We start from the raw sequence: 23575 nt of genomic DNA on the forward strand, positions 1-23575 counted from the left end.
ATCACTTTGTAATCTCCTAGACATTTTCAAGTAATATAACTGACATACTTTGACTGGGAAAGTTTAAATCGATTATTTGTTAAAAGTCGTTAAAATCAAGCGGGGAAAGGTGCTATTTTTTTCTCAGTGTTGAACATTACGAAAGGTTACAGTCTGATTACAATAAGCAGTCACACACTTAAATAACTTTTAATAAAGATTAAGAGAAGTTATAATTATTATAATAGTATAGAAATTGTATATAGAAGTTGGAGGATAGAAGATGGAAAACATTGCAAGAAAAGAACGTAGACGTTTAAATGAAACCAAACGTTTTCGTAAAGTAAAACGTAGTGCTGCACTTGTCGGTACGGCGATGGTCGGCTGTTCTGTGGCAGCGCCATTGATTCAGCCTGTACAAGTAGATGCTGATCAAACCCCCACACAATTCGGTGCCAGAATCAATACAGCAGCGTTTATTGCTGAGATTGCTACGTATGCACAACCAATTGCTCAAGCCAACGATTTATATGCCTCAGTCATGATTGCTCAAGCAGTCGTCGAAAGTGGTTGGGGAAGTAGTGCCTTGTCACAAGCACCTTACTATAATCTATTTGGGATTAAAGGAAGTTATCAAGGTCAAACTGTTTATATGGATACACTCGAATATCTTAACAATAAATGGGTATCTAAAAAAGAACCTTTCCGTCAGTACCCTTCTTTTGCAGAGTCATTTAATGACAATGCCTATGTTTTAAGAAATACCTCTTTTGGTAATGGCTATTATTATGCAGGTACTTGGAAAAGCAATACTAAATCTTATACTGATGCTACTGCTTGTTTGACAGGTCGTTATGCAACTGATCCAGGGTATGCTGGAAAACTAAACAATATTATTACAACCTATGGATTGACCAAATACGATACACCAGCTAGCGGCAACGCTGGAGGCGGTGCAACGATTGGAAATGGCGGGAATACGGGAAATACATCCAATTCTGGAAGTACTAGTGGGAACTCAGGCGGTTCTGCAACTACGACTGGTACGACTTATACCGTCAAATCAGGAGACTCCGTTTGGGGAATCTCTCATTCATTTGGAATCACGATGGCGCAGTTAATCGAATGGAATAATATCAAAAATAATTTTATCTATCCAGGACAAAAATTAACGATCAAAGGTGGCCAATCTGCAGGTTCTTCAACCACTAACACTGGTAATAATGCTTCTTCTGGAAATACTTCTGGCAACACGAATACTTCTGGCAGTACGGGACAAGCAACTGGTGCAAAATATACGGTTAAATCAGGCGATTCTGTTTGGAAAATTGCGAATGATCATGGGATTTCGATGAACCAACTGATCGAATGGAATAACATCAAGAATAACTTTATTTATCCAGGTCAACAGTTGGTTGTTTCAAAAGGTAGTTCTTCAGCAAGCGGTTCTACTTCTAATACATCGACAGGTAATACATCTAGTAATACGGCAAATACAGGAAGTACTACTTCTGGAAGTACTTATACTGTCAAAGCAGGCGAATCGGTTTGGAGTGTTTCGAATAAATTTGGAATTTCCATGAACCAACTGATTCAATGGAACAATATTAAAAATAATTTTATTTACCCAGGGCAAAAATTGATTGTCAAAGGTGGTTCATCTTCAAGTAATGCGTCCACTTCGACAGCTAATAACAAGAACACCGCATCAAGCAATACCAGCTCAACTGCGACAGGGCAAGCGACTTATACTGTCAAGGCAGGCGAATCAGTATGGGGTGTTGCAAATAAAAATGGGATTTCCATGAACCAGTTGATTGAATGGAACAATATTAAGAATAACTTCATTTATCCAGGACAGAAATTGATCGTCAAAGGTGGAAGCAGTAAAGCAAGCGCAACAGCAACAACCAAACCAACAGCTTCAACGCCAGCTTCTACAACTCCAACGGCTTCTTCAACGGGTGATACGAAGTATACTGTCAAAGCAGGCGAATCGGTGTGGGGCGTTGCCAATAAACACCATATTACGATGGATCAGTTGATTGAATGGAACAACATCAAAAACAATTTTATTTATCCAGGACAAGAAGTCATCGTTAAAAAAGGCACTGTACAATCAACGCCAGCGAAATCAGATGAAAAAACCTATACCGTCAAAGCAGGCGAATCAGTATGGGGCGTTGCCGATAGTCATGGAATCACCATGAATCAATTGATCGAATGGAATAATATCAAGAATAACTTTATTTATCCGGGACAACAGTTGATCGTCAAAAAATAAGTAATGACACATGGCAGGAAATCAGTAAATGTGTGAAATAATATTTGAACTTGTAGCATTTATTTGTTACTATGAATCTACACTTTTGAGTAAATAAAAATCAACGCCTGAAAAGGAAGTAGTAAAAAGTCGAAAGTTTTAGAGAGCACATGGTTGGTGGAAATGTGTACGGACGCTTTTGAACTCGCCTTTGAGTTGCGCCTACTGAAATCACAAACAGAGTAAGTAGGAGCGGTGACGACCGTTACAACGTTTGAGGCCTTTGTGAAAAGGCAAAATTAGGTGGTACCACGTAGATTACGTCCTATAAAAAGAGCAATCTTTTTATAGGACTTTTTTGTTTTCTTCAGATGAAAAAAACAAAAAGGTGAGGCTAGACTTCACTAAACTTCGACAGATTGATGTGGAAGTACAAATAGATCAGGGGGATAGAAAATGAGTTATAACCATAAAGAAATCGAAAAGAAATGGCAAAAATACTGGGCAAAAAACAATACCTTCAATACCCATGATGATCCTGAAAAACCAAAGTTCTATGCGTTGGATATGTTTCCATACCCATCAGGTCAAGGATTGCATGTTGGACATCCGGAAGGCTATACAGCAACAGATATCTTATCTCGTTTTAAACGCAGTCAAGGATTCAATGTCTTGCATCCGATGGGATGGGATGCGTTCGGACTACCAGCCGAACAGTACGCATTAGATACAGGAAATGATCCAGCTGAATTTACACAAAAAAACATTGAAACATTTCGTCGTCAAATCAATTCTTTAGGGTTTAGTTATGACTGGAATCGTGAAGTCAACACAACTGATCCAGAATATTACAAATGGACACAATGGATCTTTACAAAATTATACGAAAAAGGTTTGGCATATGAAGCAGAAGTAGCAGTTAACTGGGTACCTGAACTTGGTACGGTGATCTCTAATGAAGAAGTGATCGATGGAAAAAGTGAACGTGGCGGCTACGATGTCGTCCGCAAACCAATGCGTCAGTGGATGCTGAAGATCACTGCATACGCAGATCGTTTACTTGATGATCTTGATTTAGTAGATTGGCCAGATAGCATCAAAGAAATGCAACGCAACTGGATCGGTCGTTCAGTAGGAGCAAATGTTGAATTTAAAGTTGCTGGAACAGATAAAACGTACACGATTTTTACCACACGACCAGATACACTGTTTGGCGCAACGTACTCTGTTTTAGCTCCTGAATTAGACTTGGTGCAAGAAATCACGACGCCAGAACAAAAAGCAGCAGTTGAAGCATACATCGAAGAGACAGCTAAAAAATCAGATTTGAAACGTACAGATCTAGCAAAAGAAAAAACGGGTGTCTTTACTGGAGCTTATGCAATCAATCCAGTTAATGGAAAAGAGATCCCGATCTGGATCGCTGACTATGTGTTAGCTTCTTATGGTACTGGAGCAATCATGGCTGTACCTGCTCACGATGAACGTGATTATGAATTTGCAAAAACCTTTGATTTAGAAATTCTTCCCGTGATCGAAGGAGGAAATATTGAAGAGGCTGCTTATACGGAAGATGGTCCTCATATCAACTCTGAATTTTTGAATGGCATGAATAAAGCAGAAGCCATTGCTAAAATGAATGAATGGTTAGAAGAAAATAGTTGTGGGAAAAAAGAGGTCAGCTATCGTTTACGTGACTGGTTATTCTCACGTCAACGTTACTGGGGGGAACCAATTCCGATCATTCATTGGGAAGATGGTACAGTCACAGCTTTACCAGAAGAAGAGCTGCCATTACGTTTGCCTAAAACGACTAATATCAAACCAAGTGGAACAGGAGAATCGCCACTGGCTAACATCGAAGAATGGGTGAATGTTGTCGATCCTGTGACTGGCAAAAAAGGTCGCCGTGAAACCAATACGATGCCACAATGGGCTGGAAGTTCTTGGTATTATTTACGTTATATCGATCCACATAATAAAACAGAATTAGCGAACTATGAGAAATTAGAACGCTGGTTGCCAGTAGACATCTACATTGGGGGAGCAGAACATGCCGTTCTTCACTTGCTGTACGCTCGTTTCTGGCACAAATTCTTATATGATATCGGTGTTGTACCTACAAAGGAACCATTCCAAAAATTATACAACCAAGGAATGATCTTGGGAGAAAACAACGAAAAAATGTCTAAATCACGTGGCAATGTCGTTAATCCAGATGATGTCGTGGCCAAATATGGCGCAGATACATTACGATTATACGAAATGTTTATGGGACCATTAGACGCATCGATTGCTTGGAGTGAAAATGGACTAGAAGGAAGCCGCAAATTCTTAGATCGTGTTTGGCGTTTGATCGTGGATGAAAACAATAAGATGCGTGATCGAATCACCACTTTAAATGATGGGAAATTAGATAAAGTGTATCATCAAACCGTCAAAAAAGTTACGGAAGATTACGAAAATCTTCACTTCAATACAGCCATCTCTCAATTAATGGTGTTTGTCAATGAAGCGTATAAAGTGGATGCACTACCTTATGAATATATCGAAGGATTTGTTCAATTGTTGGCACCGATCGCACCACACATGGGTGAAGAACTATGGGCAATCTTAGGAAATGAGGAAGGGATTTCTTACGCAGCTTGGCCAACTTATGATGAGTCAGCTTTAGTCGAAGATGAAATCGAAGTTGTCTTCCAAATCAATGGTAAGGTCCGAGGAAAAGCTAATGTTTCACGTGACTTACCAAAAGATGAACTTGAAAAAATAGCGATGAACAATGAAACGATCAAAGAAAACATTGCTGGCAAAACTGTTCGTAAAGTGATCGTTGTACCAAATAAATTAGTAAATATCGTGGCTAATTAAAAGCAGGAACAAGTGAATTATAAGAGATTGTTGAAGGAGCTTTCGATGAAACCCAGAGCCACTTTCAGAATGAAGAACAGATCATTAAAAACAATTTTGGCTGTTTCAGTATTTTAAGATGTTTTATAAGTCGCAATCAGTTCAGCAAGTTTATAACTGAATAAACAAAAAAGAGATTATGACAAAAGTGTCTAGCTCTGAGAAATAAGCCGGAAAAGAGGTTGAGCCATGTGTTGGCTCAACCTCTTTCTTCGGCTTATTTTCCGTTAGAGCTTGAAACACCGTGGATAAGATCGTGAAAGAGGCGGATAGCTCCGAGCAGATGCTTAAATACTATTTATTTGTCTTGGGTCGCTTCCTCTCAAACTCTTTTATAGAAAAATAAAGTGAAGAGAAACTAAAACAAAGAAAATATCAATTGAAGAGTTAGAAACATTCACCGAGTGGAAGTTTGCTGACGTTTTTTTTTGTGAATGACTATCCAAGATGAACAGTTATTTTTTGTTAGTTACAGAAGTGAAAAAAACAAAAAGTGTTTTATTAAAATTGCTTATGTCTCACAATATTTGCATCGTGATAACTTTTGAACGTAAACAAATGACACATTTTTTTAAAACATTGTTATTTTTATTTAGTTAGCATGTTTTCTTTTTTTTAATACCAAGCTATAGTATTACGCTATTTTGTTTTTTTTTATTTTAGAAAAATGACAGGCCGATGAAACAACCACAAATCTGTTAAAAATTACCATTCTATCGGTAAAAAAAGGTTTTGTTCTAAGTGGATAATCGTAGATAATTTTAGTGTAGGTGTTTCATATGTTTTTGGAGGTGAGTATACGTAAGATTAAAATGAAAAATTTTTCTTTACATAGTGATTTTTGTTATGTTAATAGTCAAATAAACTATCATCTCATGAGCAAAAAAGTAACCTTTTACAAATATTAGGAACGTTCACACTAGGAATGTTCATAAGAAATAATAAAAATTTTGTTTATTTAATCTTTCCTTTTAGAGAATTTGAGCAAGGAAAAAGAGTGAGTGTATTAGTAAGAGAGGAGGACAGAAAATTTGAAAAGCAAGTATTTGCGAACGATAACAACCTCTTTGTTGTTGTTCCAAAATTGTCTTTATCCATTAACCGTTTTTGCTGAGGAAGCACCACCAGAACTAGATACGGAGTTTGTACAGGATTTACAAAATCAAGGGGAACAACCAGTGATGCAAGAACCTGTTTCACCTGAAACAGCTGCAAACGACTCAACAGAAGAGTCAATCGAGGTAGAAGAGCCAGTAGAAGAAAATACAGAGGAAATCGTAGAAGAAGCACCTGTAGTTGAGGAAGTACCGATCGTTGAAGAACAAGAAGCGGAAGAAGTACCAACTGAAACACCAACTGAACAGCCAACTGAAGTAACGGAACCTGTGATTCCATGGGAAGATCCTGTACCACCAGTCCTTCGACAAAGTGCTGAGTTAAGGAAGAATAGTTTACCAAACCTAGATAAATATCGACCTGATCTGATAGCAAATGGGAAAAAAAGTTATATTGAGAAAACGTTAGCGACACAGATTAATCGCACTATTATGTTGGGAGCTGCCGTTGGTTCGAAGACTTCCTTTACTGTGAATGTGCCTACCTATGAGAAGGTCACTCAAGATAAAGATCATGGTTGGATTTCTTGGATAGCAAGTAATCTAACCACAACGGATGATTATCCATACGATACGATGTATTATGGGAATCATTCATCTTACCGCGGAACGTATACGTTAACGATTCCATCTGATCAAAGTGTCAATGGGTACCAAGTGACGGTTACGAAGCCGAGTATTTCTTCTTATGCCGCATCTTTTACCGTCACGATCACTAGGCTGGCATCGACCAGTGCAAAAGAAGATCGATTAGTACTTAACGGAGACGTGAAACTAGGGACGACGGCTGTAGCCTCCCAATACTCTGTTTTAGACTCGATCCCGATCGAAGATGTTTCGTATGTCAATGCTTTGCTGGGAACGATTACAGTGAAGAAAGAGCAACCTGAATTTGAGATCAAAAATGAAGTGACCGTTGAAGCACAAAGAGGAAAAGAACTATCTACGAGCATCCTAAAATCGTGGTTTTCTACGATATCGGAGAATTCAGGGAATTATGACTATAGTCTGTCTTCCGGACCGGCAGAATGGGCACCTGGAGCAACTGGAAAAGCTACAGTTATTGTCAAAAATAAAACAACGAATAACACGCAAGAATTTACGACTAACTATACTGTTGTAGATACTACTGCACCAAAATACACAGTAATCAGGGATGCACCATTGGAGGCTAGACGAAAAGGGAGTCTCACTGATGAAGAACTAAGGAGTATATTTGAAAAACTAGAAGATAACTGGAGTAAACCGGAGGATCTCCAGATTGAGTTATTTGATTATAACGGTTCCAACGTTCCTTGGGAGATTGCTGGGACTCAACCAGGTGTTGAAATTGTCAAGGTACGTGTGACCGACCAAGCAGGGAATGCTGCTACGGGAAGTGGTTATCGTATCCAAGTGGTTGATACTACGCCTCCTGATGGGAAACTAAAAGACAAAATCGTGATTGAACAAGGAATGGAACTGAAAGATTTAAGAGATTTACTAGAGGGTGATCCAACCGACAATTGGTCCTTGCCAGAAAAAATCAGTCTTTCGTTGGCTGTTGATGGCGGCAAGCAAGTCTCGGAATTACCTAGGGGAGAGCATAAATTTACGCTAACCTTGACGGATGAGGCTGGAAATACTAAAGAGCTCAAAGGTACGTTACACGTCGGTGATGCGTTTAAAATCAAATCGGAAGTGGTTGTCCAAGCACAAAGAGCCAAAGAGCTATCAACTGAAATTCTCAAAAGCTGGTTTGAACAATTACCAAACAATCCTGACAGTTATGACTATCGTCTGTCTTCCGGACCGGCAGAATGGGCACCAGACACTAACGGACAAGCAACAGTCGCTGTCACAAATAAAGCAACGAATGAAACAAAAGAATATAAAACGAAATACTCCGTCGTAGACACTAAAGCACCCACCGCAACACTTAAAAAAGAGATCGTGTTTGAAGCAAGGCGTACAGGTGCGCTCACGCAAGCAGAACTACGAGAACTGTTGATTGAGAGTGATCTGCAAGATAATTGGAGTTTACCAGAAAAGATTACGATCGGATTGACTAACATCGGATCCGCAAATGAACCGTTTGAACTTGTTGGAAAGGCACCAAGTATGTACAGTAATATTTTTATTACCTTAACAGATGAAGCAGGAAATACGAGTCGATACATGAAAAATATTTCAGTCGTTGACACGCAAGCACCAGAGGGCAAGCTTAAGGAGTCACTGTTTTTTGAAAAAGGCAGTAAAGAGCCAGATTTACGAGAGTTATTAGATGGCGAACCCACCGACAACTGGTCGCTACCAGAAAATATCAAACTTGCGTTAAGCTTCAAGGACGGCAAGCAGTTTTCAGAATTACCTGAAGGGGCGCACGAGTTTACGTTAACCTTGACGGATGAAAGAGGAAATGCTAGAGAACTTAAGGGTAAGTTGTACATCGGTGAACGGTTTGAAATAAAGTCTGAAGTGGTTGTTGAAGCACAACGAAGCCAAGAATTATCTCGGACGATTCTAGAATCATGGTTTGATAAACGACCAAAAGATACCGATGATTATGAGTATCGTCTGACTAATGGACCGAAAGAATGGGCACCTGGAGCAACTGGAGAAGTAACAGTTGCTGTCAAAAACAAAACAACGAATCACACGCAAGAACTTACTACTAAATATACAGTAGTAGATACGAAGGCACCGACAGCAGAGTTTGAACGGAGTGTTTCATTTGAAGCAAGACGTACAGGCAGTCTTAGCCGAGAAGAGTTAATGAGTGTGATTAAAGAAGGGACTTTACAAGATAATTGGAGTTTACCAGAAAAGATTACGATTGGGCTGGAGGATCTTCAAGGAGGAAAGTTTGAAATTGCTGGGAAAGTGCCTTCAGCTACTGCGTATGTTGTAGCCTCTGTTCTAACAGACGAAGCAGGAAACCAACAACACTTTTCACCTATAAATCTATTGATCGAGGATACAACACCTCCAGAAGGAAAGCTAAGAGATTCACTTGTCTATGAGCAAGGAAGTGAAATGCCGAATTTACGAGAGTTGTTAGATGGCGATCCAACTGACAATTGGTCCTTACCAGAAAATATCCGACTTGAGTTAACTTTCGAGAACGGCTTAGAATTTTCTGAGTTGCCTGCAGACGATCATCGATTTACGCTGAAATTGATTGATGAATTTGGCAATAAAACAGAACTAGACGGAATATTGACGATTACATCTAACGCACAATACATCGATGTCACCATTCCTGCACGTATGAGTTTTGTACAGGAGGATATTCTAGCTGGTATCGCTTCACCAAATTATGAGATCAAAAATAATTCCAACCGTCCGGTATCCGTTTATGTGGATGCCATGACTAGTCTTGAAGAAACCGAACGATTAACTGAACTGACATTAGGTTTGCAAAATACGGATCATGAACAAGAGGTAGTTTTAGTATCAAATGGTCAAAATCTATCAGAAACCGTTGAACTTGTCACTTTAACAAGTGAACAGAATGCTTATGAGTTCTCTTTCTTTGGAACAGCAGGTGATAACATCTTGTCGGAAACCTTAGATGCTCCAATCAGACCTAGTTACTTGATGCAGTTGCATTTTAAAACACCATGAGATATAGACCTATTCAAAAGAGATCGTGAAAGCATCGGATAGTTCCGAAAACAAACAGAAAGAATTTTTTAACCAACTAAAAAAGAAACTGAGGCAAGTTTTAGCTCAGTTTCTTTTTTTGTATGTTTTTTTCTTCCTAATCGATACGGAAGTATTTCTTTTGTAAAGAAAACGTTTACAATCTATACTTTAAATAGAACGAAAAGGAAGGAGCAAATAAAATGAAAAAAGCATTGATTATTTGTGCAGCAGGGATGTCATCTTCTATGATGGCTTCTAAGACCACGGATCTATTCAAACAAAAGGGGGAAGAAATCGAAGTCGATGCGGTATCTGCGACAGAAGGCGATAAAATGATCAAGTCAAGCGACTTTGATTTATTTCTCATTAGTCCTCAAACCACGATGTTTTTAGATAAGTTTGTTAAACTAGGAAAAACGGTTGATAAACCTGTGGTTAGTATCCCCTTTCAAGCGTATGTTCCGATTCCCACAGGTATTCAGAAATTAGCGGAATTGATTGAAGAAAATATCTAACTAGGAGTGGATAAAGATGAAACAGATCGAAAAAGCATTGTTAGGGCTATTGATCAACTATCAAAAAAAATATATCACTAGTCATGAGCTTGCTTCTGAATTGTCTTTATCTGATCGAACAATCCGTAAATACATGGTTGATATCAAAGAGAAAATTGAAAAAAACGGAGCAAAAATTATTGCCAAACAAGGACAAGGATATCAGTTGGCGATCTTAAAGCCTTTGGCATTTGCATTTTTTTTAAAACATCAAAATATCGCAGCTGATCAAGGCATGTCTGAAATGGAATTTTTTGAAACTGAAGATCGTCAAAAATATCTGTTAAATAAGTTATTGCTAGAAGATGAAGCCATTTTTATGGATGAATTAGAGTCGGAACTCTTTATCAGCCGTTCTAGTTTATCCAATGATCTAAATGAGATAAAGGCAAAAATTGAGCCCTATGCGTTAAAAATTTGTTCTAAACCACGACAAGGAATGTGGATCGAAGGATCAGAGCAAAACAAGCGCCATTTTATTATGGACACGTTTTTTGGTGATCAAGCAGCTAATTCTTTAAAAGATTATTTAGTGAACAGTCACTTTTTCAATGAATTCAATTTTGAAGAGGTTTTAATCATTATTTTAGATGAGATCCGAGAAGCAAATTTAAAAGTTTCTGATTTTATCATGCAAAATCTAGCATTACACCTAGCATTGACGATCAAGCGAATCAACGAAGGATTCCCCATTGAAGCTTTAGATTTTAGTGAAGAGTTAGTGGATCGCCGTGAATATCAAGTAGCAAAAAAGATCGTTCAACGAATGAATCGTGTGACAAAAGTACCTTTTCCAGAAGCGGAAATTCATTATCTGACATTGCATTTGGTTGCTAAGTCTAATCCCATCGAAAAAATAAATGATGAGCTGCTTTACGAGGAATTAGCAAGAGTGATTGAGCAGCTTGCCGACTTTTTTGGCGATTCACTGATTGAGGATCAACAATTAAAAAATGGTTTGCTTAATCATTTGACGCCAATGGTGGTTCGTCTACGGCAAGGGATTACTTTAGAGAATCCGTTGACTGAGGATATAAAAAAAGAAAATATGGTCGCCTTTGAACAGACGAAAAGAATATTTAGTCAAATGCCTATGTTACGACAATTCACGATCAATGAAGATGAATGGGCGTATCTTACCTTACACATCATGGCAGCTTTAGAAAAAGTCAGAACAGCGAAAAAAATACGGGTATTGATCATTTGTGCAACTGGTTATGGAAGTGCGCAATTGTTGAAGAATCGTGTGCTTGCTGAGTTTGGCGAAATGCTCTTAGTGACCAATGTCAAAGGTTATTACGAGATCAATGAAATGACTTTGATGGGCGTAGATATGATTATTTCATCAATCGATTTATCAACGATGATTTTTAAGATCCCCGTATTACATGTGAGTGTCTTTTTGAATCCACTAGATAGCCAAAAAATTCGACAGACGATTGCGGACTTACAACCTTGTCCGTCAAAAAGAATAAAAACTATTTGCACAGATTCTCCGAAAAAAAGACAGGATTATCATGGCCAGCTTTCTGAAAGATGGTACAAAGTCTATTCTGAAAGACCAACTAAAGAGACGGTGATTTTAGACCTACTCTCGCTTTTAGAAAAAGACGAAGTAAAAGATTATACCCTTGAAATGATGGCACAAATCAGCAAGCGAGAGAAAATGGGACAGATTGTCTTCAGTGAAACCGTTGCAGTCCCACATCCAGCTATTCCAGTAGGGGTCACGACAAAAATTGCAGTCGCAGTGATTCCGGAGGGGATGTTTTGGGATGATTACCAACAGATCAAATTTGTTTTTCTCGTGTCACCATCTTTTATTGAAAACGAAGAAATTACTATAGTGACAAAAGCAATTGTGCAATTAATTGATCGCACAGATTTGCAACAACAAATTTTAATTGAACCAACGTTTGAAAATTTTAGCAATCATTTTGACGAGGTGATTGAATAAGGAGGAATACGTGTGACTGGAAATATGACGAGTGAAGAATTACAAGTCATCGCTTTTGATATTATTTTGCATAGTGGAAATGCCCGAACATTGATTCATGAAGCCTTCAAACTTCTACGGCAAGGAGAAAAAGCGGAAGCAAGTCAACAATTAGATAAAGCAAATGAAGCTATTTTAGAAGCGCATAAAGCCCAGACAAACTTGCTAAAAGAATATGCAAGTGGGCAAAAAATCGAGATGGAGATCATCATGGTCCATGCCCAAGATCATTTAATGACAACAATGACCCTTTTAGAAGTCGCAAATGAAATGAGTTATTTGTATCAACAAAAAGCTTGAAAGAGGAGATTAAGGTGGATGAAACTAAGAAGCAACAATTAGCTTTAGAAAAGAAACAATTTAGTTTGAAAATCATGTACTTCAATCGTTATCTTGTGATTCGTTATTTGACAGCCTTTTTCTTTTTCATCAATCTTAATTGGCTAGTACTACTATTAATCGCAAGAAGCAGTGCCTGGCTACTGCCGCTTAGCTTGCTGGCTTTGATCGTTCCTGCTATCGGTGAACAAGTCATACTTTATCGTACGCACACGAACCGAGCACCTTGGACGAGCAATTATTTTAAGATTCAAGGAATGATGAACGTAGGAATCAGTGGCTTACTACTTACCCCATGGTATCGCTCATTTTTTCCATTTATGTCTAATGATCATAGCACCAAGCTATTTTTACTCGCATTATTTGTAAGCGGTATCTTTGTTTGTGGCTTTTGCTGGTTCCGCTTAGAAAAAATTGAACGTAATCAAGACCGTCAATATCAACGTGTTAAACAATATGAAAAGATTTCACAATTAGGGAAGGGGAGTAACTAATGTTTAAATTTTTGGAAAAGTATTTGATGGGACCGATGGGAAAAATTGCACAAATGAAAATCGTTCGGGCGGTAATGGCAGCAGGGATGGCTTCGATTCCATTTACGATTGTCGGGTCGATGTTTTTGGTTTTGAATATCTTACCTTTACCATTTCCATTTCTTGAAGGGTTTTTCAACGCTACATTTTTTAAAGTCAGTGATTTGTACATGATCATCAACACGATGACCATGGGGATTTTATCCATTTATTTTGCTATTGTTTTTGCTTATGAACTGACTTCAATCGAACGAGATGAACAAGGGTTGAATGTCAATCCTTTAACTGGTTCGCTGCTTGCGGTATTTGCTTTCTTCATGTGTATTCCGGAATTAGTGTTATCCGATGGGAAAGTAAGCTTGATCGCTAGTATCTCAGATACGGAAACTGTTGTGAACGGGATTCGGATGGGCTCATTTGTCGAGCGGCTAGGCACTTCCGGTATCTTTACAGCAATCATCATGTCATATATAGCTGTTGAATTATATTGCATCTGTGTCAAACGGAATTGGGTCATCAAGATGCCTGATGTAGTACCTCCAGGTGTTTCTCGTTCCTTTACAGCTTTGATCCCTACATTTGTGATTGGCTTCGTCGTGATGCTTGTTAATGGTCTGTTGGTTGTATTAGGAACAGATATCTTCAAAATGATTGCGATCCCATTCGGGTTTGTTACTCAATTAACGAACACATGGTTAGGGATCATGGTGATCTATTTCTTGATCCATGCACTATGGATCGTGGGTATCCACGGCGCCAATATCATTACTTCTTTCTTGACACCGATCGTATTAGCGAACATGGCAGCAAATGCACAGGGAGCGAATTTCCCGCTTGCTGGCGAATTTAATAATTCCTATGTAACAGTAGGAGGATCAGGGGCCACATTAGGATTGATCTTCTTCATTGCCTTTTTGGCTAAATCCGATCAATTAAAAGTACTAGGGAAAGCTTCACTAGTTCCAGGTATCTTTAATATCAATGAGCCAATTATTTTTGGGATGCCAATTGTTTATAATCCGTATCTGGCTGTTCCATTTTTCCTAGCACCGATGGCATCGGCTTCACTAGCTTATTTTGCCATTCGCTTCGAGATCGTTAAGCCAATGCTGGCGCAAATGCCTTGGCCTTCGCCAGTTGGTGTGGGCGCATTTGTCGGTAGTGGGGGAGACTGGAAGGCGGCTGTTTTAGCAGTATTATGTGCAATTTTAGCGTTCTTCATTTGGTTACCATTCATCAAATACTATGACAATAAACTATTGACTGAAGAAAGAGAAAAAGCAGCCGAATTAGCTGCGGAATAAAGCCATGTGATTTGCTTCAATTAATTCAATAAAAACAAAGATAGAAAACTACGATAAATGTGAAGCGACCTTCAAAAAATCTAATTTTTGGAGGTCGCTTCAATACGTTTCGCATCTCGTATTTTTTATTGTAAATAAGTGGTATTCATTGAAATACTCAGTCTTCAATCAGTTCTTTGACGACTTCATAATCGCCTTTATAAGGAACATCTATCCCATTGATTTTTTGATAAGGATCGACTCCTTTTCCAGCGACTACAACGGAATCTTCAGGATTGCTGATCGCTAATGCTTGTCTGATCGCTTCTGGACGATCCATTTCATAGTGAACCTCAAGCTCAGCATTAGTGATAGCTGCATTGATTTCTTCAGCGATTTTTTGTGGATCTTCAAACGCTGGATCATCCGCTGTTAAAAAGACGACGTCAGCCGTTTCTGATAATACTTTTCCGAAATCCTGACGGCGAGAAACTGCTTTGTTTCCGGGGCTACCTAGAACAACGATGACCCGACCCTTCGGATGTTCTTTTTTGGCAAATTCTAATAATGTTTTTAAACTGAGATAATTATGTGCATAATCGACATAAACATGACTGCCATTTTTTTGGATCAACTGATCCATCCGTCCAGGCACACGTGCTGCTTTGAGTCCTTTTTGGGCATCCTCGATGGAAGCGCCAGTCAACGCAGCCGCAATGATAGCACTTGCTGCATTTTCTTGGTTGAAATCACCGGCTAATTGGATCTCATAGTCTGCTTCGATATCAAGTTTTCCGTTGTGTTTGATCAAGTGAAAGGCATGGTTCCCTGAAGTTAAACTTTTTACTTCATAATCAGATTCGGCAGAACGTCCATAAGTGATGTAAGGGACGTTTGCTAACTCAGCCGTTTCCTGTAAAAGATCGAAATGATCACTTTCATGATCTAAAATCACAGTTTTAGAATTTAAAATCAGTTGACGTTTGCAATAGAAATAATCATCAAAAGTTGGATGTTCAATGGGGCTGATATGATCAGGAGAGATGTTCAGGAAGATTCCTACATCTAGCGTTAAACCATATACCCGTTGTGTTTTGTAAGCCTGTGAGGAAACTTCCATCACTAAGTGTGTCATACCGTTTTTTACCGCTTCCGCCATCATGCGATACAAGTCTAACGATTCAGGCGTTGTTAAATGGGATTTAAAAAAAGTTTGTCCATCTAAAGTCGTGTTCATTGTTGAAAGCAACGCTGTTTTGTTGTTTGTCGCATGATCTAAAATGGCTTTGGTAAAATAGGCTGCTGTCGTTTTTCCCTTAGTTCCAGTGTAGCCGATCACTTGCAATTGTTTTTGGGGATACTGATAAAAAGCCATGGAAAGGATCGCCATCGCTTTGCGAATATCAGTCACGATGATACCAGTTGCTGTATTTTCGTAAGGCTGTTCAGCGACGTAGTAGCTCAAACCATTCGAGATCGCACTTGTTAAATACTCTTCTTTGAAATTCAGACCTTTACAAAAAAACAACGTCTCATGATCTACTTGGCGTGAGTCATAACTTAACTTTTTGAATACAAATTGCTCAGGAGCATCTAAATGCCAACCTTGAACAGAAACAAATTCTTTTAATAAATTTTCTTTGATCAATAATTTACGGATATCTTCTAAAGAGAAGCTCATTGAATCATCCCTCACTTTATTATTCATTGGGTTCTGATTTATTATAGCATACTTCAAAAGAGTTGCTAAAAAGGGAATCAGCTATCTCAAAAGAGAATAGGAAAGAGAAAAAAACTCAAAACGACCGAACGTGTTGAGCTTTTTCTCTTTTTTATATAAAAATTGCTTGTTACTTGTCTAGCATTACTGACCTATCCGAAACGAATGCATAACACATTGTTCCAACAGAACAGTTCTTGATTTTTTTGCACGTAATTCTTGAATCAACAGTGAGAGCATCACGCCTCTAGATCATTTGTGATCGGATAGATCCGTCCCAATAGCTTTAAGAATAGTGAACTTAAAACGATAGAAAATAAGACATAGAGGGTTTCCCGTAATCCAAACACAAGATAATTCAACCAAACAATGATTAGATTCGTTAAGAGTAATCCTTTAGAAACCGGGATACGGAAGAACTTTTGGAGGATGATTGGTGGGATTGTCACGCCACCGTTTGATGCACCAACTGTATAAAGCGTATAGACACCCGTACTAAAAAGTAGACTTCCCATGATCAACGAAAGAAGATGAGAATAAAAAATCGGTGTTTTAGGAATCACATCTAACACAAGTGGAAAGAGCAAACTACCAAATACTGCTTTAATGAAGATCATTTTTCCTAATAAGAGTATAGCTAATAGCAGCATGATGACATTCACTGACCAAACCGTGATGGATCGTGGAATCAAAAAGGCAGTCTCAACTAAATGTCCGATCGCTCCGACTCCTGCTGAAGCAATGTCATGTGGCAGTAAAAACCAATTCAAACCAATGGCAATAAAAACGACACCTAGTAAAATGATCGGTGTTTTTTTCAATTCTTTCAGCATAAGCGCATCCTCCGTTCGCTAATTATAGAACTAGTATAGCATAAGAAAAAAACAACTCGTTAGTAATTATAAATGTTAAATAATAACGAACATTATTGAGGAGGAACTTTATGATAGCTAGAAAGAAAACGTTATCTTAAAAATGTTGAATTTACAGAAAAATCACACAAAAAAGATTGCCAGTTTCCCTTTTTACTATTAAACTGTTAGTAATGTTTTGAAGAAAGTTGGAATCTGATCGATGACTAATCAACGAAAACCAGCAATGGAAAATTTAACACCTCAAGAAAAAATGGCTCGTGGCTCTGCTTGGATGACAGCTAGTAATATCATTTCCCGGTTACTCGGTGCGATCTACATTATCCCTTGGTACGCTTGGATGGGGGAGAATGCGAAAGCTGCTAATGGATTATTCAATATGGGCTACAATATTTATGCTTTGTTCCTACTGATTTCGACAGCTGGGATTCCGGCGGCGATCGCCAAGCAAACCGCTCGCTACAATTCATTAAATGAATATGGGACTTCTCGGCGTTTATTTATTCGAGCATTACAGATGATGGGTGTACTAGGACTCTTATTTTCATTATTTATGTATGTGGCTTCGCCTTGGCTCGCACATGCTTCTGGTGGCGGAGCAGAATTGATTCCAACGATGCGATCACTCAGTATCGCGGTACTTGTTTTTCCTTGTATGAGTGTTATACGAGGGTATTTCCAAGGAAACCAAGAAATGATGCCGTATGCACTTTCCCAAATCGTGGAACAAGTCGCACGGATCTTTTACATGTTGCTTGCGACCTTTATTATTATGAAAGTCATGAAAGGCGATTATGTCACAGCAGTTACTCAGTCGACTTTTGCTGCATTTATCGGAATGTTAGCAAGTATTTTGGTTTTGTTGTATTTTTTGAAAAAACAACAGGCGTATTCAGCGGCACGTGTCCAGTATAGTCATAACCAAGTCAACGTAGCGACAAAAGAATTGTTACTAGATACGATCAAAGAAGCGATTCCGTTTATTATTGTTGGGTCAGGAGTGACGATCTTTAAATTAGTAGATCAGTTTACCTTTATTAAAATCATGTCAGCAACGACTGAATATTCCAAAGATCAGTTATTGGATCTCTTTTCAATTTTCAGTGCAAACCCAGATAAATTGACGATGGTCGTGATTGCGCTTGCTACTTCCATCGCTTCTACTGGGTTGCCGTTGATCACCGAAGCAGTGACGATCAAAGATCACCGTGGTTTAGCGAAACTGACAAGTGGCAATTTACAATTGTTTTCGTTCTTTATGTTTCCTGCTACCTTTGGCGTGATCTTGCTAGCCTATCCTTTAAATACGTTGTTTTATGCACCTGATAAACTAGGAAGTCACGTGTTGATCCAAGCCAGTTTTGTGGGGCTGTTCCTTGGTCTATATATGTTAGTTTCCAATATGCTTCAAGGGATGTTTGAAAATGCCGCAGCGATCCGTTATCTTGCAATCGGTTTTGTCGTGAAGGTGATCTTGCAATATCCAGCGATCCGTCTGTTTGAAGTCTATGGTCCATTATTTGCGACGATGATCGGTTTTGCTGTTTCTTGCACGTTGATTTTAAAAAAGATGCGTCAAGTGGCACGTTTCAAACCAAGTTTTGTTTGGCGGAGAACACTATTGATTTTTATTTTGACACTGATCATGCTGGCAGCAGCTGGGGTCACGAAATCTGTTTTCGGTTTATTCCTCAATCAAGATAGTAAAATTCAGTCATTGTTCTTGATTTTATTTGTAGCTGGTGTTGGCGGTACGGTGTACGCATACTTAGCGTTAAAAATTCGATTAGCTGAACGTCTTTTAGGACCAAGTATGGTTCGATTACGCCATCGATTAAGAATCAAGTAGTAAATAAAATTTGAAAAAAGAAGTTAGGAATAATGTTCCCTATTATCCCTTAACTTCTTTTTTCAATCAAATGGAGGAAAAGCATGCGATTAGACAAATTTTTAGCGGATGTCGGATTAGGCAGTCGCAAAGAAGTCAAGGCACTGATCAAAAAAGGGCACATCAAAGTGAACGATCAAACCATTAAAAGTGACAAATTCCAAGTAGATGAATGGAAGGATCAAGTGACTTATGAAGGCGAACAGTTCATTTACCAAAAAGATTTTTATTATATCCTCAATAAACCAGCTGGAGTAATTTCAGCCACTCAAGACAACTACGATCAAACAGTGCTTGATCTATTCGATGATACTTCTTATCGGGAAGACCTTTTTCCAGTCGGGCGTTTAGATAAAGATACAGAAGGCTTATTGGTTGTGACAAATGATGGCGGCTTGGCGCACCGTTTACTTTCCCCAAAAAAACACGTCGAAAAAGAGTACTTCGCTGAAGTTAACGGTATCATGACCGAAGCTGATGTACAGGCATTTAGTCAAGGATTGACGATTGATGGTGGCGAAGAAACCAGACCTGCTCAGTTATCGATTGTTTCAGTCAATTCGGAAGATGAAACATCAGTGATTCACTTGATCCTACATGAAGGAAAATTCCATCAAGTCAAACGGATGGTCAAAGCCGTAGGAAAAGAAGTCACTTATCTTAAAAGAATCCGAATGGGGAACTTCCTGCTCCCAGAAGACTTAGCACTCGGCGAGTATCGACCAATGACAGCTGAAGAAGTCAAGCAGTTAGAGGGAAAGGAAATGTAATCAAACAAAATACAATGAAGAAACAAAAGCCAGCTAGCCTGTTTTTAGGCTCATTGTCAAATGATAAAATGATAGTTAGGGTATCTTTGATAAGCTAAGTAAAAGACATCTTGAAACCTCCTATGAATTAGTTCGCGAAATTAATTCTAAAGGAGTTCAAGGTGTCTTTTCTATATTTTTCCATCATATAAAAGATGTTGGCGATCTGCACTTTCATTAAAAAGTATAGAACCAATAAAGTTAATAGCTTTTGTATTAGTTTTTTTATTATTATTTAATGTTATTGAATCGATGGATTAAGAGAGAAATTTGATTATTGTACTAGTAAAATAGAATTTTAACGGCTGTTCTTTTTGGAATAAAAAATCTTATTTTTTATAAAAATGTTGAAATAAAAATTCGTGGGATGTATGATTAGCTATGTAATTATGATTCTATGTTTAATTGGTCGTCTAGTATTTGTGATTAGAATTATAATTTTTTTTTACCGCTAAAAGAAAGGGGTTACAAAAGTGATCATGTGGGGAGGAGCTACTGCGGCAAGTCAATATGAAGGAGGTTTTGACAAAAAAAAAGGAATCGATACTCAAGATTGTAGACCATATTTGCCAAGAAATAGTAATGCAACTATGCAGACGAGATTATTAACCAAACAAGTGATTCAAGAATCGAAAGATGAAGAAAGTAAGCTGTATTATCCATTTAGAGTTGGAACGAAAGGTTATGAGTATGTAGAAGAAGATTTAAACTTATTGAAAGAATTAGGTATTCAAATTTATCGTTTTTCATTAAGTTGGGCAAGGCTATTTCCAAAAGGAATTGAAGAAAAACCAGATATGGAGGGCGTTCAGTACTACGATCAGATTTTTGAATTTTGTAAACAGAATAATATTAAAATTTTTCTAACAATGAATCATTATGCTGTACCTTTGTATCTGGTCGAAAATTATGGTGGATGGACGAATAGAAATATGATTCGCTACTATTTGAATTTTGCGAATTTTGTATTTGAGCGTTGGGGGAGTTATGTTGATTATTGGTTACCTTTTAATGAGATAAATGCTGGTTACTTTAGCCCATATAATGGAACCGGTTTAATTAAGCCGGAAAGTGAAGGCTATGATATGCAAAAAGTTTTTGAATCTTTGCATCATCAGTTTGTTGCGAATGCGAAAACGATCCAGTTAGCAAAAAAATTGAAGGTATCTGGGGAGTTTGGTGCAATGATTTCATGTTTTTGTTATTACCCATTTACGCCAAAACCAGAAGATAATTTCAAATTAGTGAAGGAAGAACAAGTTAATCAATGGTTTTGTAGTGATGTGCTAATGAAAGGGAAATATCCTTATTACATGGACGATTTTTTTGAAAAAAATAAGGTTAACTTGAATATAACTAAAGACGATAAAAAAGTATTGAGTGAATTTCCTTGTGAGTTTATTTCATTTTCTTATTATTCTTCAAGTGTTGTCACTACAGAAGAAGTGGAGAAAACTGCTGGTAATTTAGTTATTACAACTAAAAATCCTTATCTTCAAGCTAGTGAGTGGGGATGGCAGATTGATGCAATAGGGTTACGTACAACCTTGAATAAAGTTTATGATCGCTATAATTGTCCTGTCATTATTGCTGAAAATGGTTTTGGCGCGAAGGATGTATTGGAAAAAGAACAAGTTCATGATTTATATCGAATCAATTATTTTGATTCTCATTTTAACGAGATCATTAAGGCAGAAAAAGAAGACAAAGTGGATATTCGTGCATATATTGCTTGGGGCATCATTGATATTGTTTCTGCTGGTAGTTGTGAAATGGATAAGCGGTATGGGGTAATTTATGTTGATGGGGATAATGAAGGAAACGGAACATACCGTCGATACAAGAAAGACAGTTTTTATTGGTATCAAGATTTTATAAAGAAACAAACAAATAAAATTTAAGTTGGAGGTAATTGTTATGAAACACGTTTTATTTATTTGCTCTGGTGGAATGTCTAGTGCGATTGTAGAAAAAGCTTTAGAAAAGGAAGCAGAAAAAAATAATGTTGAATTAGAAAGTTCCGCAGTTGGAAGTGGCGAAGCAGAGCATGCAATGAAATCAAAGAAATGGGACATCATTTTAGTTGCCCCGCAAGTGAAACACCGATTTAAATTATTTAAAGAGGTAGCAGATGAAATGAATTTGCCAATTGAATTGATTCAACCTAGAGATTATAGTCCACTGGGAGGAAAACATTTATTAGCTTTAATTGAACAAAACTAATTAAAAGAAAGGTTGTAGACAGAATATGAACCGTTTTTTTGAAGTTTTAGAGGAAAAAGTGGCATTGCCTATGTCAAAAATTTCAGAGCAACGTCATTTACGAGCTTTGCGGGATGGCGTTGTCTCGGCGATACCATTCATTATCGTAGGAAGTTTCTTTTTAATTATTGCTTTTCCGCCAGTTCCAGAAACCTGGGGAATTCATCAATGGGCAGCCGAACACATTAGTGAAATATTAATTCCTTATCGAATGACTTTTTGGATTATGTCTTTATATATCTGTTTTGGTATAGGTTATAATTTGGCTAAAAGTTATGACTTGGATCCATTGACAGGGGGGCAATTATCAGTAGCTGCTTTTTTATTAAGCATTATGCCAGTTCAATTTGATGAAGGGCTAATGTTACCCATGGAATCTTTAGGTTCAGTTGGAATTTTTCCATGTATGATTTTAGCAATTTTTGCAGTGGAAGTTTTACGTTTTTGTAAAGAAAAAAATGTGATGTTTAAGATGCCTGAACAAGTTCCTAGTTCGGTGGCGCATTCTTTTGAAGCAGTTATTCCAGCTGCCATTGTAATTGCTGTCATTGGTACAATTAATGTAGTGTTTAAAATCAACTTGGAACAAGTAATACAAGTTTTATTTTCTCCTTTAGTTAAAGCAGGGGATACCTTTTTAGGTGTGTTAGTTCCAGTCTTGTTAGTAACATTTTTGTGGCTGTTTGGGATTCATGGAGATTCAATCGTTGGTTCTGTGGCGCGTCCAATTTGGTTACAATATTTTACTGAAAATGCTGAAAAAGTGGCGAACCATCAGACACCTACACATATTGCTCCAGAAACATTTTTTCAATGGTTTATTTGGATTGGCGGATCGGGAGCTACTTTAGGATTGATTATTTGCGCTATTATATTTGGCCGTGCCAAATATACGAAGTCAATTAGTCGAGCATGCTTGATCCCAAGTATTTTTAATATCAATGAACCAGTTATATTTGGATTCCCGATCATGCTTAATCCACTATTCTTTATTCCGTTTGTTTTATCACCAGTAATTATGACTATTGTAACGTGGTTTGCGTTTAAATTAGAATTTATTCATTTGATGTACGTACAACCACCATGGACATTACCTGCACCAATTGGCGCTTTTTTAGCAACTGGCGGAGATTGGCGTGCGATTGTGTTAGTGATTATAAATATTTTGATATCAACTTTTATTTATTATCCGTTCTTTAAAATTTATGACAAAAAACAATTACAACTTGAGTTGGAAGAAGAATGAGAGATAAATCCCGTTTTTTAAATGCTTTTGTTTATGTTTTGTGTTTATTAATCATAAACATCATTCTTATTTATTTTAGTACTATTTATAATTCAAAAAAACTTTTATTTTGGGGAAATATTTTAGCAATAAGCTTTGTATTTCCAATGATCATTTTATACTTTGAAAAAAAAGAACCG

At 37.7% G+C, this 23575-nt stretch carries 15 protein-coding genes and 1 other annotated feature; of the genes, 13 read left to right on the forward strand and 2 right to left on the reverse strand.

Annotation, left to right across the window (positions count from 1 at the left end; all coding sequences use genetic code 11):
• Window positions 1–262: 262 nt before the first annotated feature.
• From AB3I42_RS11130 to celB, 8 genes are all read left to right on the forward strand, one after another.
• Entirely contained in the window at window positions 263–2263 is a 2001-nt protein-coding gene (locus tag AB3I42_RS11130; RefSeq protein WP_368022498.1) for a muramidase-2, read from the forward strand.
• Window positions 2264–2362: 99 nt separating this feature from the next.
• Window positions 2363–2573: a binding site (T-box leader), on the forward strand.
• Window positions 2574–2698: 125 nt separating this feature from the next.
• Complete coding sequence (gene leuS / locus AB3I42_RS11135) at window positions 2699–5113, forward strand: leucine--tRNA ligase (protein WP_034868000.1); 2415 nt, start codon at window positions 2699–2701, stop codon at window positions 5111–5113.
• Window positions 5114–6183: 1070 nt separating this feature from the next.
• Window positions 6184–9873, forward strand: coding sequence for a hypothetical protein (locus AB3I42_RS11140; protein WP_368022499.1), 3690 nt, complete (start codon window positions 6184–6186; stop codon window positions 9871–9873).
• A 221-nt stretch (window positions 9874–10094) separates the two neighbouring features.
• Window positions 10095–10409, forward strand: coding sequence for a PTS cellobiose transporter subunit IIB (locus AB3I42_RS11145; RefSeq protein ID WP_010736972.1), 315 nt, complete (start codon window positions 10095–10097; stop codon window positions 10407–10409).
• Between the two features lie 16 nt (window positions 10410–10425).
• A complete protein-coding gene (locus tag AB3I42_RS11150; protein ID WP_306690501.1) occupies window positions 10426–12405 on the forward strand; it encodes a transcription antiterminator in 1980 nt (659 codons plus the stop codon).
• 12 nt (window positions 12406–12417) lie between these two features.
• On the forward strand, window positions 12418–12744 hold the full coding sequence (locus AB3I42_RS11155) for a PTS cellobiose transporter subunit IIA (RefSeq protein WP_010721022.1): 327 nt from the start codon (window positions 12418–12420) through the stop codon (window positions 12742–12744).
• A 14-nt stretch (window positions 12745–12758) separates the two neighbouring features.
• Window positions 12759–13277: a hypothetical protein gene (locus AB3I42_RS11160; protein ID WP_010736974.1), complete on the forward strand. Its 519-nt coding sequence runs from the start codon at window positions 12759–12761 to the stop codon at window positions 13275–13277.
• Window positions 13277–14620 carry a PTS cellobiose transporter subunit IIC gene (celB, locus tag AB3I42_RS11165; RefSeq protein WP_010721020.1) on the forward strand — a complete coding sequence of 448 codons (1344 nt, stop codon included), beginning with the start codon at window positions 13277–13279 and terminating at the stop codon, window positions 14618–14620. The genes AB3I42_RS11160 and celB overlap by 1 nt, the downstream gene beginning before the upstream one ends.
• Before the next feature lie 157 nt (window positions 14621–14777).
• On the opposite strand, the gene AB3I42_RS11170 is transcribed toward celB, so the two are convergent.
• Window positions 14778–16280 carry a UDP-N-acetylmuramoyl-L-alanyl-D-glutamate--L-lysine ligase gene (locus AB3I42_RS11170; RefSeq protein ID WP_034700494.1) on the reverse strand — a complete coding sequence of 501 codons (1503 nt, stop codon included), beginning with the start codon at window positions 16278–16280 and terminating at the stop codon, window positions 14778–14780.
• A gap of 278 nt (window positions 16281–16558) precedes the next feature.
• Window positions 16559–17152: a YitT family protein gene (locus AB3I42_RS11175; protein WP_010736976.1), complete on the reverse strand. Its 594-nt coding sequence runs from the start codon at window positions 17150–17152 to the stop codon at window positions 16559–16561.
• A 241-nt stretch (window positions 17153–17393) separates the two neighbouring features.
• Here AB3I42_RS11175 and AB3I42_RS11180 point away from each other — a divergent pair, with 241 nt between their 5' ends.
• The 5 genes from AB3I42_RS11180 to AB3I42_RS11200 all read left to right on the forward strand — a co-directional run bounded on the left by AB3I42_RS11180 (window position 17394) and on the right by AB3I42_RS11200 (window position 23396).
• Window positions 17394–19040 (forward strand): polysaccharide biosynthesis protein, encoded by a 1647-nt coding sequence (locus AB3I42_RS11180; protein WP_010736977.1) that lies wholly within the window; start codon window positions 17394–17396, stop codon window positions 19038–19040.
• An 83-nt stretch (window positions 19041–19123) separates the two neighbouring features.
• The gene (locus AB3I42_RS11185; protein WP_010736978.1) at window positions 19124–19849 is read left to right on the forward strand and encodes a pseudouridine synthase; all 726 of its coding nucleotides are present in this window, start codon (window positions 19124–19126) and stop codon (window positions 19847–19849) included.
• A gap of 518 nt (window positions 19850–20367) precedes the next feature.
• Window positions 20368–21789 carry a glycoside hydrolase family 1 protein gene (locus AB3I42_RS11190; protein ID WP_034686410.1) on the forward strand — a complete coding sequence of 474 codons (1422 nt, stop codon included), beginning with the start codon at window positions 20368–20370 and terminating at the stop codon, window positions 21787–21789.
• 16 nt (window positions 21790–21805) lie between these two features.
• The gene (locus tag AB3I42_RS11195) at window positions 21806–22111 is read left to right on the forward strand and encodes a PTS sugar transporter subunit IIB (protein ID WP_010736980.1); all 306 of its coding nucleotides are present in this window, start codon (window positions 21806–21808) and stop codon (window positions 22109–22111) included.
• Between the two features lie 25 nt (window positions 22112–22136).
• Complete coding sequence (locus AB3I42_RS11200) at window positions 22137–23396, forward strand: PTS sugar transporter subunit IIC (RefSeq protein ID WP_010736981.1); 1260 nt, start codon at window positions 22137–22139, stop codon at window positions 23394–23396.
• Window positions 23397–23575 lie beyond the last annotated feature (179 nt).

The organism is Enterococcus sp. C53, from assembly GCF_040887425.1.
GTDB lineage: Bacteria > Bacillota > Bacilli > Lactobacillales > Enterococcaceae > Enterococcus_B > Enterococcus_B hirae.

Excerpts from the sequence above, each read along its gene's own strand:
- AB3I42_RS11130 (WP_368022498.1), top strand. The coding sequence starts at position 263 with ATGGAAAACATTGCAAGAAAAGAACGTAGACGTTTAAATGAAACCAAA.
- leuS (WP_034868000.1), top strand. The coding sequence starts at position 2,699 with ATGAGTTATAACCATAAAGAAATCGAAAAGAAATGGCAAAAATACTGG.
- AB3I42_RS11145 (WP_010736972.1), top strand. The coding sequence starts at position 10,095 with ATGAAAAAAGCATTGATTATTTGTGCAGCAGGGATGTCATCTTCTATG.
- AB3I42_RS11150 (WP_306690501.1), top strand. The coding sequence starts at position 10,426 with ATGAAACAGATCGAAAAAGCATTGTTAGGGCTATTGATCAACTATCAA.
- celB (WP_010721020.1), top strand. The coding sequence starts at position 13,277 with ATGTTTAAATTTTTGGAAAAGTATTTGATGGGACCGATGGGAAAAATT.
- AB3I42_RS11170 (WP_034700494.1), bottom strand. The coding sequence starts at position 16,280 with ATGAGCTTCTCTTTAGAAGATATCCGTAAATTATTGATCAAAGAAAAT.
- AB3I42_RS11175 (WP_010736976.1), bottom strand. The coding sequence starts at position 17,152 with ATGCTGAAAGAATTGAAAAAAACACCGATCATTTTACTAGGTGTCGTT.
- AB3I42_RS11180 (WP_010736977.1), top strand. The coding sequence starts at position 17,394 with ATGACTAATCAACGAAAACCAGCAATGGAAAATTTAACACCTCAAGAA.
- AB3I42_RS11185 (WP_010736978.1), top strand. The coding sequence starts at position 19,124 with ATGCGATTAGACAAATTTTTAGCGGATGTCGGATTAGGCAGTCGCAAA.
- AB3I42_RS11190 (WP_034686410.1), top strand. The coding sequence starts at position 20,368 with ATGTGGGGAGGAGCTACTGCGGCAAGTCAATATGAAGGAGGTTTTGAC.
- AB3I42_RS11195 (WP_010736980.1), top strand. The coding sequence starts at position 21,806 with ATGAAACACGTTTTATTTATTTGCTCTGGTGGAATGTCTAGTGCGATT.
- AB3I42_RS11200 (WP_010736981.1), top strand. The coding sequence starts at position 22,137 with ATGAACCGTTTTTTTGAAGTTTTAGAGGAAAAAGTGGCATTGCCTATG.